Source organism: Blautia coccoides (genome assembly GCF_034355335.1).
Classification (GTDB): Bacteria; Bacillota; Clostridia; order Lachnospirales; family Lachnospiraceae; genus Blautia; species Blautia producta.
Map to the genome: position 1 here is coordinate 5,514,572 of NZ_CP136422.1, position 15,983 is coordinate 5,530,554.

Consider the following 15,983-nt stretch of genomic DNA (forward strand, 5'->3'; position numbering starts at 1 on the left):
GCTATTCCTCCACTTTCATGCCATAAATCTTCTCGGCAAGAAATTTCGTTGATATCTTTCCCGGAATGACCAGAAATCCTCGTTCTTTCAGTTCCTCGTTGTAGCCTTTCATGATTTTATATGCAAAGGCTTTCGATACTCCCAATACTGCACAAACATCATCTACGTTCATATACATTTTTTCCTGTGTCATACTCATATTGCTTTTTCCTCCGATAAATACTGTTCTACATGTTCCAGACCATAAATCTTGTCCTCAACATAACGAGTGGGCACCCGTCCTAAAATCACATAATAATTTTTATTTGCCAGGTCAGCGTTCATCCGTTCCACTACCCTGTAAGCAAAAGAGACCGAGATATCAAATACTTCCGCTACGTCTTCCACTGACAAATACATCTTTCTTTTACGCATGGAACCATTCCACTCCCTTCTCCTGCGGGATCTGACAGACATCCTCAATCCCGTAAAAACGTTCCACAAAATACTTGGTCGGAACCTTGCCTTTAAGAACCAGATACCCTTTCTTTTCCAGTTCGCTGTTCAAATTTGCAATGATCTCATAAGCAGAGGTTGTAGATACCTCCAAAAGTTCACATACATCTGCTGCTTTTAAAAATAATTTGTTCTGCATAATCAGTACCTCCTTTGTGTTCTGAAAGTTTTCCCTTCATGTACACCGGACTGGCAGGAGGATTTTCGGACACATTTTTCCGAAATTTTGCAAATTTTCCACAGGTAAAATTTCCTTACAAATTCAAAAGCAATAAAAAAACAGCCTGCCATGATGAAAACTACTTCATCAAAACAAACTGTTCTATAAAAATATCCCGATATTCTCTTCTGGAAATGCAATGATATTCCGGAAAAACTTATCTATTCAAGAAATCCAGCTAGTAAAAAAAATAATTTTTAACTCCATTTGCACTCCAGAGACAAAAATAAATCCCCGGGAAAGCCCATAAATACAGGCTTTTCCGAGGATTTGACTTCTATTCGAACTCAATCGTAGCCGGCGGTTTCCCCGTACAATCATACATAACCCGATTAATATGCTTCACCTCATTCACGATCCTGTTTGTCGCCTTCCCAATCACATCCCAGGGAATCTCCGCACTCTCAGCGGTCATGAAGTCAGTAGTAGTAACCGCCCTCAGCGCCACTGCATAGTCATAGGTTCTCTCGTCACCCATAACGCCCACAGACCGCATATTAGTCAACGCCGCAAAATACTGTCCAATCTCCTTATCCAGCCCTGCATTGGCGATTTCCTCGCGCCAGATAGCGTCAGCCTCCTGCACCATCTCCACCTTTTCTGCGGTTACTTCTCCAATGATCCTGATTCCAAGCCCGGGACCGGGGAATGGCTGACGGAACACCAGATAATCCGGAATTCCCAGTTCAAGACCAGCCCTACGCACCTCATCTTTAAACAGGTCACGGAGCGGCTCAATGATCTCCTTAAAATCAACATAATCCGGCAGTCCACCTACATTGTGGTGAGATTTTATCACAGTGGACTCTCCGCCCACTCCGCTCTCCACAACATCAGGATAAATGGTACCCTGCACTAAAAAGTCAACTGTTCCAATCTTCTTAGCCTCTTCCTCAAATACCCGGATAAATTCTTCACCGATAATTTTTCTCTTATCTTCCGGCTCTTCCGCGCCTTTTAATCTCTCATAAAATCGTTCCTGTGCATTGACTCTGATAAAGTTCAGGTTATAAGGCCCCTCCGGTCCGAATACTGCCTCAACTTCATCCCCTTCGTTCTTCCTTAAAAGCCCGTGATCCACAAACACACAGGTAAGCTGATTACCAACCGCCTTTGACAGCATAACAGCCGCCACAGAAGAATCCACGCCGCCTGAAAGCGCACACAGCACCTTGCCGTCTCCAACCTTCTCACGGATGGCTTTGATACTCTCCTCCACAAAAGAAACCATCTTCCAGTCACCGGAGCATTCACACACATTATAAACGAAATTGGAAAGCATCTTCTTTCCTTCCTGTGTATGCAGCACCTCCGGATGGAACTGAACGGCATAGAGATTCTTTTCCGTATTCTGCACTGCCGCCACCGGGCAGTCTGATGTATGGGCAATGATATCAAATCCCGGTGCCTCTTTTGCAATATAGTCATTATGACTCATCCAGCAAATTGTCTTCTCGGACACATTCTCAAACATCTTGGAAGACTGTTCCACCGTAACCTCAATCTTTCCATATTCCCTGACAGGCGCTGTGCCTACTTGGCCGCCTAACAGATGCATCATCAGCTGCGCACCATAGCAGATTCCCAGAACCGGAATTCCCAGCTCAAAGATTTCTTTTGTATATGTGGGAGAATCCTCCAGATACACGCTGTTAGGACCACCTGTAAAAATAATTCCCTTAGGCTGGATTTCCTTTATCTTTTCAATATCTGTTTTGTAAGAATAAATCTCACAATATACATTACATTCCCGAACACGTCTTGCTATCAACTGGTTATACTGGCCGCCAAAATCAAGTACAATTACGGTTTCTCTCTTCAAAAAAGTGTCCTCCTGTTCTTTTGCATTCCTCAAAACTAGATTTCATTATAAAATATCCAGCTTCAATTTACAAGAAATTTTCCCTTCCATCTCATAAAAACAGAATATCTGACAAAAATCATCCCTGCAAATCCACATTCTTCGTGAACCTTACTTAACGGTACTTTAAACAGGGTTCACATGAACCATACAGTGTTTGACCAATGGGAATTCCTTTTCAATAGCGTCATGTACCTTCTGGGCAATCTCGTGTCCTTCCTCAAGAGAAAGGGTTCCATCAGCAGAAATCTCAATATCCACGTACATTTTTGCACCAAACAGCCTGGTATGCAGCATATCAATACTCAATACCCCTGCCTGTTTTGAGATAATACCGCGCATCTGCTCTAATGTCTCATCATCACATGACTTATCCACCATCTTATCCACTGCGTCCTTAAATATATCATAAGCTGCTTTTCCGATAAACAGGCAAATGATCACGCTTGCTATAGGGTCTAAAATAGGATATCCCAATCTTGCTCCCAAAATACCGGCAAATGCGCCAATAGACGAAAGCGCATCCGAACGATGATGCCACGCCTCCGCCATCAAAGCTCCGGAATTGATTTTCTTAGCCGCCGCTCTGGTATACCAATACATCCATTCTTTGAACACAATAGAAACAACCGCTGCCACAAGCGCAATAACTCCCGGAATTGCCGCATCTCCACTGTTTCCCTTTATAATCTTCTCCAGACCGCTGATTCCGATTCCCAGTCCTGTAGCCAGCAGGATCACTGCCAGCACAATGGCTGCCACACACTCCAGTCTGTCGTGTCCATACTGATGATCCGCATCTGATTTTCTTTTGGAAATGCTGACCCCCAGCACCGCAATGATGGTTCCGAACACATCTGATGCTGAGTGTACCGCATCAGAGATCATAGCACCGGAATGTCCTATAATACCTGCAAGCAGCTTGAAAAGAGACAGAAGTACATTACCTGCCACACTAACTCCGGATACATGAAGTGCAATTTTCTTTGCCTTTTCATCCGATACAAATTCTTTCTTTACCTGTTCCATTTTAAATCCTCCCCGGTATTGATTCTTACTACTGCATAACTTTCTCTGCCGCTTCTTAATACCCGGGCTGTTTCCACCCATTTAAAAAGCACCTGCGGAACAATAAAGTAATCTACTGTCCCACAGATGCCATTGTTCATCTGCTGTCACTAAAAGTGACCCGGCTATACGGATGGCCTGCATCCGTGCCTGCTCAGTTTGTACTGTAGTTTACATGCAGTGCAAAGAAGTTTATGTTATTTTATGCCAGAGCAGGCCTATTAGTCAATGCTAATTTTTTATTTAATTTTCTGTCTCTAATTCTTTGATCACAATGCCCATCCGTTTTGCGCATACAATCGCCTGAGACATGTTGAGCACTGCGCCTCTCAGTTCTTCCTTGCCGTCAGAAATGATGATCCTGTCCATATCACAATCAGACATATCCACACCCTTGAGAGCCGTCTTGAAAAAGCTGGCGCCGGCAAAATTTACCTGATGCAGATCCAGATTATCCAGTCCGCATTTACTCAGACTCGACTCCTCCAGATTTGTATCTTTTATTCTGACATAACTCATTCTGGACGCATCCAGATTCATATCTGAAAGATTGCATTCCAGAAATGTCACATGCCGCATAATGCTGCCGTAAAAGTCGGCTCCAACAGCCTTGCAGGACTGAAAGGAACATCTTTTAAAATAGACATCCGTGAGGCTTGTGTTGGAAAAATCGCAGTTTTTAAAACGTACATCAGTAAAACTGGCTTCATCAAAGAAACAACTTATAAATTTACAGTTTTCAAAAGCCATCTTTTTGAAACGGAGCAGTTTTCCGTCAAACTTAGTGATAAACACTCCCTTAAAACAGCATCCCGTAATCTCTTCCTCAGATACTTTGGCAGCTTCCAGTACAGAAGAAACATTTTCTGTGACTGGCAGTTTTACAGGCGCTTTTGGTTCTTGAAACATTTTACTGTTCATATTTTACCTACATTTCTCTTTCGTCTTAATCTGTAACTTTAACGCAACTATTCAGTGACTCCCCACATTCATTTTTTGTTCTTAACTGTCAAGGTACTGAACAATCACACTTTAACCACAAATATCCCCACTTTTAACCTCAACCTTTGGAATTATTCCCATTCAATCGTAGCGTTTGGCTTCGGACTCATATCATAGCAGACACGGTTTACATTTTTAACTTCCTTCATGATACGGTCAGTGATCTTAAGAAGTATCTTCCAGTCAACTTCCTCAATAGTTGCTGTCATAGCATCCACTGTATTCACCGCACGGATGATCACTGGATATTCAAAACATCTGGCATTGTCACGTACTCCCACGGATTTGAAATCAGGAACAACCGTAAAATACTGCCATACTTTTTTATCCAGTCCTGCATTTTTGAACTCTTCACGCAGGATTGCGTCTGATTCACGTACCGCCTCGAGACGCTCCCTGGTAATGGCACCCAGACATCTCACGCCAAGACCTGGGCCTGGGAAAGGCTGTCTGTAAACCATTTCCTCCGGAAGTCCAAGCTCGATTCCACATGCACGTACCTCGTCTTTAAATAACTGTTTCAGAGGTTCAACCAGCTTAAACTGCAAATCCTCTGGCAGTCCTCCCACATTGTGGTGGGATTTTACCATCTTTGCAGTCTTAGTTCCGCTCTCCACAATATCAGGATAAATTGTTCCCTGTCCCAGGAACTCGATCCCTTCCAGTTTCCTTGCCTCTTCTTCAAAGACACGGATAAATTCCGCGCCGATAATCTTACGTTTCTGTTCCGGATCATCTACACCTGCAAGCTTCGTCAGGAAACGCTCTGAGGCATCCACATAGACCAGATTCGCATCCATCTGGTCTTTAAATACTTCCACTACACTTTCGGATTCTCCTTTGCGCATAAGGCCGTGATTTACATGGACACATGTGAGCTGTTTGCCGATAGCCTTGATCAAAAGAGCTGCCACTACAGAACTGTCCACGCCGCCTGATAACGCCAGAAGAACTTTTTTATCTCCAACCTGTTCTCTGACGATCTCAATCTGGTCAGCAACAAAATTTTTCATATTCCAATTTGTTTCCGCTTTGCAGGTATCAAAAACAAATTTTTTCAGAATCTCTGCCCTCTGTTCTTCACTCAGATCCTGGTATTTCTCACTGCAGGCTGCCGGCTCATGATCAATTGCCATTACCGGACTGCCAGCTTCGTAAATCTCCTGTCTTACATCAATACGGACGCCGTCAACCATATGGTTCGGCCCGCCGTTAATTATAATTCCTTTCACATTAGGGAGCTTCTCCAGCTCTTCTTTGGTAATATCGTGGGGATAAATCTCACTGTACACACCCATAGCACGGATTTCTCTGGCCAGTACGGTGTTTTCTGTGCTTCCCAGGTCAAGAATGACAATCATATCCTGTTTCATCAATACGTTCTCCTTTTGTATTTTCATATATTACACTGCCGAGGATGCATGCACCCACAGCAGATGTATACACTCAGATAAGTGACTGGTGCTGCCATTTTCCTCTTGCATAGCGGACGGTAAAGCAAACCGCACGAAACAGCCAGTCAATGGTCATAGCCACCCACACGCCAAACACTCCCCAATGCAGCTTCACTCCCAGCAATACCGAAAATCCAATACGGAAGATCCACATGGAAATGATCGCCAGAAGCATAGTAAAACGCACATCCGCTGCTGCACGCAGAGTATTGGGCAGCGAAAAAGACAGTGGCCATATAGTCACAACACATATAGAATGATAGATCAGTATTTTATAAGCATAGCCGCTTGCCTCCGCTGATAACCCGTATGCCTTGATGATAAAGGGCATTACAAGCATAAGCAGTATATTTATTCCTATCAGCGAAATATATGCAACCTTCATCAGCTTCTTCGTATAATAATGCACCTGTTCAAAATCATTTGCGCCGACACACTGGGCACCCACGGTCAACAGTGCAAAACCAATGGACATTCCCGGCAGAACTGCAAATGTCGCTACATTATTTGACACAGCATTTGCCGCGATAGATGCAGTTCCGAATCCAGTCACAATACTCAGCACCAAAATCTTTCCCAACTGGAACATGCTGTTTTCCAGGCCGTTTGGTATGCCGATATAGAGTATTTTCTTAAGAAGCATCCAATCTGTTTTAAACGAAAACGGATGGTGGATATGCAGAACTCTGCTCTGATTATTTATAAGGCATAACATAACTACACAAGCCACACCTCTGGATACCAAAGTAGGTATCGCCACTCCTTCCACACCTCTGTGGAATCCATAGATCAGCAGTGCATTTCCTCCCAGGTTAATAGCATTCATAAGCAGCGATGTCTTCATTGCAATAGTTGAATTTCCCATTGCACGAAAAATAGAAGCTCCTGCATTGTACAAAGCAATCATAGGAACAGACGCAAAAACGATCAGCAGATAGACATTACAGTTGTACATAACATCTGCTTCAATTTTGCCAAATATTCCATTGATGATCAGGTTCTTCCCCAGATATCCAAGCACCATAATGATGCAGGACGCTTTCAGGGTAAAAGACAGCAGTTGGTTAGTTGCCAGGCAGGCATTCTCAGTTTTCTTTTTCCCGATGAATTGTCCTGCGATAACGGCTCCTCCTGTAGCCAGTGCTGTAAAAATGTTGATGATCAATACCATGACCGTATCGATCAATGATACACCTGACACGGCAGCCTCACCAACGCTGGCCACCATGATAGAATCGGCAAGTCCTACAAACGCCTGCAGAAACTGGTCGATAATCAGCGGTATGATCAGCTTCCGCAAATCCGCATTTGAAAAGAATCGATTCATTTGTTTTCCCCTCACAGTAAGCTTTTGTATTTTGATAGGAACAATTATACGCCCATATTTTCCTCAAAACAAGAGTCTCTTTCGTTATTTTTGCACCTTGTGCAGATATTTTTCCCGGGTAGCCATACCACCGCGGATATGACGTTCCTGCTTGTTCACGTCAAGGACCCTGCGGGCGCACTTGGCCAGTGAAGGATTAAGCTGCAGCAGACGCTCTGTAACGTCTTTGTGTACCGTGCTTTTACTGACCTTGAACTCTCTGGCTGTCTGACGGACAGTTGCGTTGTTTTCAATGATGTAGTTGGCTATGGATATAGCACGTTCTTCTATATAACTTTTCAAGGAAAAATCTCCCGGAAACGTTGTTTTTACAATGTATGCCGGGAAATTTGGTTGTATGTCAATGCAAATTATTACTTAATGTATGGGTGGATGAAAAACTTTTGTAGCGTAAACAGTATTCGGTTAATGAATTGATAGAAATATAATTTCATTTATAAAAATCGAAAATGAAATAAAGCCTACTTTAGTAAGAGAAGCTTAAATTTCAATCCACATTACTGCGAAGGCGAAGACTAACGATTGCTATTCTTGCCTGTCGATGAGTATAATTTCATCCACGTCAACGCGAAGGTGACGACAAAGGCAGTTATACACAGATTGCTGCATTTGCATTTCAATCCACGTCACCGCGAAGGTGACGACGTGAAGCCGTTCTTAAAATTATACTTGTCTTTGCAATTTCAATCCACGTCACCGCGAAGGTGACGACGTTCGATTCCGGTTATGCCTACTTAGTGGATGGAAATTTCAATCCACGTCACCGCGAAGGTGACGACGCCTACTGGCTGGGGGGATGGGATTTGTTATTAAATTTCAATCCACGTCACCGCGAAGGTGACGACGCTATCCCGGCCAACAGCAGGGTAAGGCTCATCGATTTCAATCCACGTCACCGCGAAGGTGACGACCTGGCTCCTTGGACATTTATAATTGCCAAAGGTGAATTTCAATCCACGTCACCGCGAAGGTGACGACGCTGATTGACCTGCGGTTGAACAACATGCAGCAATTTCAATCCACGTCACCGCGAAGGTGACGACGGACAGGGATATGGAGAAATACAGGCAGACCGTTATTTCAATCCACGTCACCGCGAAGGTGACGACTTAGCACTATTCGCTGCCTCGGTCATGTTCTTGCTATTTCAATCCACGTCACCGCGAAGGTGACGACCGTGTTCCGGTTTCCGGGAGGATATGGGGACAGCATTTCAATCCACGTCACCGCGAAGGTGACGACGTTCTGCCGCCAGAACTGCTTCCAATGTAATCCCCATTTCAATCCACGTCACCGCGAAGGTGACGACTCACTCCACCGGCGGGTACATCCTTTGTAAGGGTATTTCAATCCACGTCACCGCGAAGGTGACGACTCGGTAGATCAGATGCGGCAGTACCTCAAAAGTGTATTTCAATCCACGTCACCGCGAAGGTGACGACCAAATGTCATTATCCGCTGTTTATCTCCGCTCATATTTCAATCCACGTCACCGCGAAGGTGACGACAAATACGGGAGATTCGCAAACTCCTTTATGTACGATTTCAATCCACGTCACCGCGAAGGTGACGACTGATGATGTCCTTATCTATGGTCCGCTGGTTCTTATTTCAATCCACGTCACCGCGAAGGTGACGACCTTCGCTTCTCTCCGGCAGGTTCAGCCTTTTTGTATTTCAATCCACGTCACCGCGAAGGTGACGACCTGGATATAGATGGAATCTGGGGACCAGCAACAATTTCAATCCACGTCACCGCGAAGGTGACGACCAGTGACATAAAACTGCAGGAGGATTGCACCGGAATTTCAATCCACGTCACCGCGAAGGTGACGACCCAGGGATGGCGGCATGGATAATCCCCGTGCCGTATTTCAATCCACGTCACCGCGAAGGTGACGACGCTTTAACCTTATTAACAACATCACCGATAGAAATTTCAATCCACGTCACCGCGAAGGTGACGACCAATTTCATCCATCGAACCGCTCATGATATATTGATTTCAATCCACGTCACCGCGAAGGTGACGACCGCAGACCAGATAGCCCTAAAAGTGGATAAGGGATTTCAATCCACGTCACCGCGAAGGTGACGACCGACGAAAGAGAAGGCACGGAAATGCCTAAAATAATTTCAATCCACGTCACCGCGAAGGTGACGACAAAAAATGTGGGAGAATAAACACGACTCAGTTGTTATTTCAATCCACGTCACCGCGAAGGTGACGACCCGCAGGCTGCTCCCTGTCTTCGGGTCAGGCACTGATTTCAATCCACGTCACCGCGAAGGTGACGACTACCGGAAACTGTGGAGCATCTTTCAGCACAGGAATTTCAATCCACGTCACCGCGAAGGTGACGACCCGAAAGGGGCATTGGATTCCCTTATCTCAATGATTTCAATCCACGTCACCGCGAAGGTGACGACGATTGGAAGGCGGCAATAATTGAGATTGCAAAGAATTTCAATCCACGTCACCGCGAAGGTGACGACATTTTCGTTGACACGGTATCTTTCGCATAATGCTATTTCAATCCACGTCACCGCGAAGGTGACGACGTGATGCTCAGGGTCGGCGGAATAGTATCGATCTTATTTCAATCCACGTCACCGCGAAGGTGACGACGGGTACATAAGCATCACCTCAACAATCTGCAGCATTTCAATCCACGTCACCGCGAAGGTGACGACTTATCTGTACTTTAGTATTTTTCTTTGCCTTTACATTTCAATCCACGTCACCGCGAAGGTGACGACGTTTGTGCTGGACGGGATCCGGCATGGGATTGAAATTTCAATCCACGTCACCGCGAAGGTGACGACCCTTCCATTATGTTCTGATACATCAATAATTTTTATTTCAATCCACGTCACCGCGAAGGTGACGACAAACGGTTGCCGCTAAAAAAGAAGCTCTTATTTCATTTCAATCCACGTCACCGCGAAGGTGACGACAGCAAAAATACCTAAATACCCCCACCACTTTTTGTATATAATATCACATCTTCCCACTATTTACAATTAAAAACACGACTCTCCACCTCTTTTCATCATTCCCCCCACCTCTTTTCACCTCAATATCAGGTGCGAATTCCCCTGCAAATTCCTGTTCACTCCCGATTCGCACAAAAACCTCCGCCTTCTTACACTTGACATCTCCTCCATCCGCGTATAAGGTATACTAAAACCACCATTATCCAACATCATCCCCAAAGGAGGCCTCACTTGAACTACACACTATATCAACTTCTATGGTTTTTCTTACTCTATTCCTTCATCGGCTGGGCTATTGGAACGTCAGTTGCAGCAGTCAGGGAACATCGGTTTATTGACGTTGGTTTTCTGTTCGGACCTTATTGTCCGGCTTATGGCTTCGGCGCAGTAGCTTTTGCGGTATTTTTGCCTGAACTTAAGAACCACCTGTTTTTTCTTTTTCTAGGCGGCGTTATCCTTTCATCTGCTATCACATTTTCCACTGGTTTCGTTCTGGAAAAGATATTCCATCGAAAATGGTGGGACTATTCACGGAAAAGATTTCAGTTTGGTGGTTATGTCAACCTTCCATACACTGTCGTATGGGGTCTTTCCGCCGTAGCATGTATCTCATTGGTGAATCCCGCACTGAAGGAACTGCTCACTCTTATCCCTTCCAACCTGGGAACTATACTGCTGATCATCCTGTACACGATCCTCTGTCTGGATCTGGCAGGCACTGTGACTGCTATCAAAGCCGTTCATTCCCGGCTGAGAAAACTCTCCATCATTGAAGATGTATCTGAAAACCTGCAGAAAGCAGCAGATGTCATGGGCGAGGGACTTACCGGCTGGATGCAGAAACACATAGCTAAAGCCTATCCAAGCCTGGAAGCCAAGGAACTGCTGGCTGCCCGTCAGGAAAAAGAACGTCTGCTTGAAGCCGCCAAAGAACGGGCAGGAGTATTTGCCGTTGGCTGCTCTTTCTATAAATTGGTCTGTCTGTTTTTCCTGGGTGCGTTTCTTGGAGACATTACGGAGACCATTTTCTGTCTGGCAACTACCGGGAAATTAATGAGCCGAAGCAGTGTAGTCTACGGTCCATTCAGTATTGTATGGGGGTTAGGCTGCATACTGCTGACTGCCATTTTATATCAATATCGAAACCGCAGTGACAGTTATATTTTTATCTTCGGCACCATATTAGGCGGGGCCTATGAATACATATGCAGTGTCTTCACCGAACTTGTCTTCGGTACTGTATTCTGGGACTACAGCGGCATCCCTTTTAACCTGGGAGGCCGTATCAACCTGCTGTACTGTTTTTTCTGGGGTATCGCCGCAGTCGTATGGCTGAAATACCTTTATCCCCTCCTGTCCTCACTGATAGAAAAAATCCCGCAAAAAGCCGGCATTCCTATTACCTGGCTGATGATCTTATTTATGATATTCAATATAATTATGTCAGGCCTTGCCCTTAACCGGTACACAGAACGCCATTCCCACATATCTGCTCCTGAAAATGCTGTCACTCGTTTCCTGGATAAACATTTTACCGATGAACGTATGGAGCATATTTACCCAAATGCTATATTGGTTGATGACTAAACACAGTCTGATTTCCCTAAAGGTCAAAGAAAAAAGACAAGTATCCGGAATTGCTTCCGCATCTTGTCTTTTTCCCTGGAGTATGTCTGACAGGGCATCCTCTCTATTTTTTCTTTCCGCAGCAATGCTTATATTTTTTTCCTGAACCGCATGGACAGGGATCATTCGGATATACTTTTTTCCTCCGCTCTTCCTGGAAATCAATAATATCGGCTTTATCCCCGGGCATATCATCCACTGCACGAAATCCCAGCTTAGCTGCTGCCTTCTGCACTCTCTTTTTACTAATGGGCGAATCCATTTCCGCTGGCATATATCCACGATTTATATGCATACGTGTATGATTCCAAAGCCTCATAAAAATCTCGGCAAACTGATAAAAGTCCTCACCATCCATTATGACGATTTCCCTCTGCAGATAATCTATAACATCCTGCATCTGTCCTCCACAACGGATAATACGCTGAATATTTCTGCACAATTCCCTGGCATCCTCTTCTTCCTCCTCCATAAATTCCACGAAAAAATCTGCCAGTGCATCCATATATCAGTCAAAAGGAACGTAAAAATAATTTCCTAAAGTCTGTATCTCTTCTTTTGTAGGATTATAATAAGGCTTGATTCCCTGACTCTTCTTTAGCTGCTGCATTCTGTCTTCTTCCAGCAATGTCTCCTGGACCAGTTCGCTGCCAACTATCTCAAATATCTTCAAAAATCCAGGAATTTGATAACAGAATTCCCGCAGTTCTGTCTCTGAAATGATATTTCCGGTATTCTCTTTATACACGGAAATCACTCGTTCCAAAGGACAGATTCCATACAGCTCCACACAGGCATTGATATGACATAAAATCCCCTGCACTCTTCTCCGCTCTTTTTTCCATTCCTCATCGCAGTTTTTATTATAGGCTGCCTTTACATCTTCCGGAACGTATACCTCTCCAAGGTAGGTGGCTCCCGCATATCCGCATTCTATAAGTCCCAGCACTTCTTCACACTCATCCACCCCTGTGTTCTCTTTATCCATCAGCTCCATTTCCATATCGTTCACGTACATAAGGCATCTGCACATGACTTCCTTAGACAAAAGGTTCTGATATACAAAATCAATTAAATCTTTCTTCAATAACTTCCTGAATCCGGAAAGCCCATGTAATTTACAAATTTCAATCAGGTCATCTTTCCGGTATTCTTCCAGAATATCCCTCAGCTTTGCGCCCATTATGTTTGAGTCCAATGCTTCTTTCAGCTCCATGTATTTAGCTGTATAATCCTTCAACATATCTTCCATTTCAGAAAGTCTTTCACTCATCAAAGTTCCATTTTTTCTGTCAACTTCACTTTCCTTGGCTCCCTGAATTGTCTTAAAGCCGCCGCCTTTCTCCATGATCTCCTCATAAATCTCATTCTGCAGCATAGGCTTGCTTTTTTTCTTTTCTAGAGCCATACGTTTCAAAGATTCGTTTACTTCATTCAAATCATAATCCCGCGTAAAATGTCCTTCTGTCCATGCCTTCATATTTTCATGTTCTGGATGGGAAGGATCCTTTAAAATCTCCTGTAGATCATAATATCTATAGATACCTCCACAGTCCTCAAATGGTGTCTCTCCTTTATACTTCAAAACAACCGGATAGGAAGGTCCGTAATCCTCTATGACCTTTTCAATAGTCACTCTATGTTCCCAATAATCCCCAAAATCATATATATAGGAAAACCAATCCTCCTGCTCCATAAAAGGATCTATAATTGTTTCAGATGCCTCCAGTTGTTCTTCCTCTCCCAAACCTATAAAATCCTCATATTTCTCTTTTATATTTAACCGGAGATGATAAAATTCAAATTTGAACAAATGATATCCACACCATCCCATAACACCGTTGAGCACAATACTTAACTGAGAAAAACTCAACCCTGCCGGAACAATAAACCGTCTCCAGATTGGCGGGTGTGAATTCTTGATCGCTATTTTCATCTGATATGCTTTCATGAGGAAACTCCTTTTTAACTATAAGTATTTTACGACTCAAGGCATATGCCAGCCGATACATTGATACACCTATGTATTCTCATATCGGTATGATCATATATGTCAAATTCATGGTTTACAGTTCCCGCAGGCCTCGTATCCATTGTCCGTCAATTCATCCTTACTACCTTTATAATAAGCTTTATTTTCCTCCTTCATTCCCTTCAGGGAAGAACAGGAGGGCAGATGGATCTTCTTAGTATGTGTGTTCAGCACATAGTCGCAGTTCTCCGCGTCGCTGTTATTCTCTTCTACATATGGTTCCTCTTTATCACCGGATGCCGTCCTTGTACCCGGTGTATAATCATTGCACGGCTCCTGTTCCCAGGTTATTGTTTTTCCATCACTGTGCAGAATGACTGTTCCCTGTTTGTCTGTGCGGAACACTGGAATCCCAGCCTCCTCCAACAGCCCCATGGTATCCTGCCTTGGATGTCCGTAGCTATTGCCGTCTCCGCAGCTTATCACTGCATAGGAAGGTGACACACGCTCCAAAAAGCCGCTGCTCAGATAAGAGCCATGGTGGTTCAGAAGAAATACATCTGCCGCAATATCCACACCGGATTCCATGGCCTCTTTTTCACCTGTTTTCCCCATATCACCTCCAAAAAAGAAGCGATTTTCCCCATTTTCCACGATCACTCCCACCGAATCCTCATTTTCATCCTGGTGTCCATAAGAAACAGGAGAAATAACTCGCACAGAAGCACTTCCAAGAGAAAAGACATCGCCCTGGGATGGATGAGTCTCCTCATACCCTTGTTTGTCCATAGCCTGCTGATAGGATTTATAAATGGAAGAATCCGTCTCATAATCCGCTGTGATGACTTTTCCCGCAGGGAACTGATAAAGTGCACCAATGGTCCCTGCCAAATGGTCCTCATCAAAGTGAGAGATCAATATATAGTCCAATTCCTCAACATTCTGCCGTTTCAGATAACTGACTACAAAGGAAGAAGCTTTTCTATTTCCGCCGTCTATGAGCATATAATGTCCCTGGGACTCCAAAAGAACAGCATTTCCCTGACCCACATCCAGATAATGAACATTCAGCCGACCATCTGTTTTTTCACCATTTTTGACTGCCTGCTCACCATCTGCTGTCTGTCCATCTTCGGCCGACTGCTGACCTATTCCCTGCTCGTTTCCAGCCGCAGTCTCGCTTCCCGCTTCCGGTCCATTTCCCGCAGTCTGTCCCGCAGAACTGCATCCCGTCATAAGAAGCGCCAGGACTATCAGCCCCGCTATAAGATTTTTCCATTTCTTCATTTCAATAAATTCCTTTCCTGTCTTACCAATGATGCCGGATCATCCGTCTGTATTTTCATTAAATCATCTGCTTTTACTGCACTTTTTCATACATTTTTTGATACGCTTTTTGATACGCCTTCTGCACGCTCTCACTAAAGCAGATCATAAGAATCTCTTCAATATCGGGATATTTCTCCAATCCCTCCCGGATGGCATTTACAGCTATCTCAGATGCCTGTTCCAAAGGATATCCGTAAATACCTGTGCTGATAGAAGGAAATGCCAGGGTTCTGCATCCATATTTATGTGCCAGACGGATACAATTTTCATAACAATTTTTCAGCAGTTCCGGCTCCCCGAAGGCACCCCCGTTCCAGATTGGTCCCGGTGTATGGATCACATATTTTGCTGGCAATTGATACCCTTTTGTTATTTTTGCCTGACCCGTCTCACACCCTCCCAGTCCCCTGCACTCTTCCAGAAGCCCGGGGCCTGCTGCCCTGTGAATCGCCCCGTCGACACCGCCTCCTCCCAAAAGAGAACAATTTGCGGCATTTGCAATGGCATCCACATGATATGTTGTGATGTCACCCATCTCAATCTTAAATCTTCCCATAACTGACCGCTCCTTT

13 protein-coding genes, 1 pseudogene, 1 CRISPR repeat array and 1 riboswitch are annotated in these 15,983 nt (G+C 44.4%); of the genes and pseudogenes, 1 reads left to right on the top strand and 13 read right to left on the bottom strand.

Going from position 1 to position 15,983, the window contains the following annotated elements; all coding sequences use genetic code 11:
• Position 1: 1 nt before the first annotated feature.
• The 9 genes from BLCOC_RS24830 to spoIIID form a co-directional block, all read right to left on the bottom strand.
• On the bottom strand, positions 2 to 199 hold the full coding sequence (locus BLCOC_RS24830) for a DNA-binding protein (RefSeq protein ID WP_115623697.1): 198 nt from the start codon (positions 197 to 199) through the stop codon (positions 2 to 4).
• Positions 196 to 414 carry a hypothetical protein gene (locus tag BLCOC_RS24835; RefSeq protein ID WP_115623698.1) on the bottom strand — a complete coding sequence of 73 codons (219 nt, stop codon included), beginning with the start codon at positions 412 to 414 and terminating at the stop codon, positions 196 to 198. The genes BLCOC_RS24830 and BLCOC_RS24835 overlap by 4 nt, the downstream gene beginning before the upstream one ends.
• Complete coding sequence (locus BLCOC_RS24840) at positions 407 to 634, bottom strand: MarR family transcriptional regulator (RefSeq protein WP_087315811.1); 228 nt, start codon at positions 632 to 634, stop codon at positions 407 to 409. Before BLCOC_RS24840 ends, BLCOC_RS24835 begins: the two co-directional genes overlap by 8 nt.
• Positions 635 to 992: 358 nt before the next feature.
• Positions 993 to 2,537, bottom strand: a complete 1,545-nt coding sequence (gene guaA, locus BLCOC_RS24845) for a glutamine-hydrolyzing GMP synthase (protein ID WP_115623700.1) — start codon at positions 2,535 to 2,537, stop codon at positions 993 to 995.
• A 165-nt stretch (positions 2,538 to 2,702) separates the two neighbouring features.
• Entirely contained in the window at positions 2,703 to 3,605 is a 903-nt protein-coding gene (locus BLCOC_RS24850; protein WP_029471269.1) for a cation diffusion facilitator family transporter, read from the bottom strand.
• Positions 3,606 to 3,718: 113 nt separating this feature from the next.
• Positions 3,719 to 3,812: riboswitch (NiCo riboswitch) on the bottom strand.
• Positions 3,813 to 3,887: 75 nt separating this feature from the next.
• Positions 3,888 to 4,565: a pentapeptide repeat-containing protein gene (locus tag BLCOC_RS24855; RefSeq protein WP_115623701.1), complete on the bottom strand. Its 678-nt coding sequence runs from the start codon at positions 4,563 to 4,565 to the stop codon at positions 3,888 to 3,890.
• Positions 4,566 to 4,717: 152 nt separating this feature from the next.
• Entirely contained in the window at positions 4,718 to 6,019 is a 1,302-nt protein-coding gene (gene guaA / locus BLCOC_RS24860) for a glutamine-hydrolyzing GMP synthase (protein WP_115623702.1), read from the bottom strand.
• A gap of 73 nt (positions 6,020 to 6,092) precedes the next feature.
• Positions 6,093 to 7,427, bottom strand: coding sequence for an MATE family efflux transporter (locus BLCOC_RS24865; protein ID WP_115623703.1), 1,335 nt, complete (start codon positions 7,425 to 7,427; stop codon positions 6,093 to 6,095).
• 84 nt (positions 7,428 to 7,511) lie between these two features.
• Positions 7,512 to 7,769, bottom strand: coding sequence for a sporulation transcriptional regulator SpoIIID (gene spoIIID / locus BLCOC_RS24870; protein WP_018593339.1), 258 nt, complete (start codon positions 7,767 to 7,769; stop codon positions 7,512 to 7,514).
• A gap of 202 nt (positions 7,770 to 7,971) precedes the next feature.
• Positions 7,972 to 10,445: a CRISPR direct-repeat array (repeat unit 32 nt; unit sequence ATTTCAATCCACGTCACCGCGAAGGTGACGAC).
• A 270-nt stretch (positions 10,446 to 10,715) separates the two neighbouring features.
• Here spoIIID and BLCOC_RS24875 point away from each other — a divergent pair.
• Positions 10,716 to 12,071 carry a putative ABC transporter permease gene (locus tag BLCOC_RS24875; RefSeq protein WP_115623704.1) on the top strand — a complete coding sequence of 452 codons (1,356 nt, stop codon included), beginning with the start codon at positions 10,716 to 10,718 and terminating at the stop codon, positions 12,069 to 12,071.
• 103 nt (positions 12,072 to 12,174) lie between these two features.
• Here BLCOC_RS24875 and BLCOC_RS27840 read toward each other — a convergent pair.
• The 4 genes and pseudogenes from BLCOC_RS27840 to BLCOC_RS24895 all read right to left on the bottom strand — a co-directional run.
• A pseudogene (locus BLCOC_RS27840) lies at positions 12,175 to 12,252 on the bottom strand (SEC-C metal-binding domain-containing protein); the annotation flags it as partial.
• A 366-nt stretch (positions 12,253 to 12,618) separates the two neighbouring features.
• A complete protein-coding gene (locus BLCOC_RS24885; protein WP_115623706.1) occupies positions 12,619 to 14,061 on the bottom strand; it encodes a plasmid pRiA4b ORF-3 family protein in 1,443 nt (480 codons plus the stop codon).
• Positions 14,062 to 14,169: 108 nt separating this feature from the next.
• Positions 14,170 to 15,369, bottom strand: a complete 1,200-nt coding sequence (locus tag BLCOC_RS24890) for a ComEC/Rec2 family competence protein (RefSeq protein ID WP_115623707.1) — start codon at positions 15,367 to 15,369, stop codon at positions 14,170 to 14,172.
• A gap of 73 nt (positions 15,370 to 15,442) precedes the next feature.
• Positions 15,443 to 15,967 carry an O-acetyl-ADP-ribose deacetylase gene (locus BLCOC_RS24895; protein ID WP_029471277.1) on the bottom strand — a complete coding sequence of 175 codons (525 nt, stop codon included), beginning with the start codon at positions 15,965 to 15,967 and terminating at the stop codon, positions 15,443 to 15,445.
• Between the last annotated feature and the right edge of the window lie 16 nt (positions 15,968 to 15,983).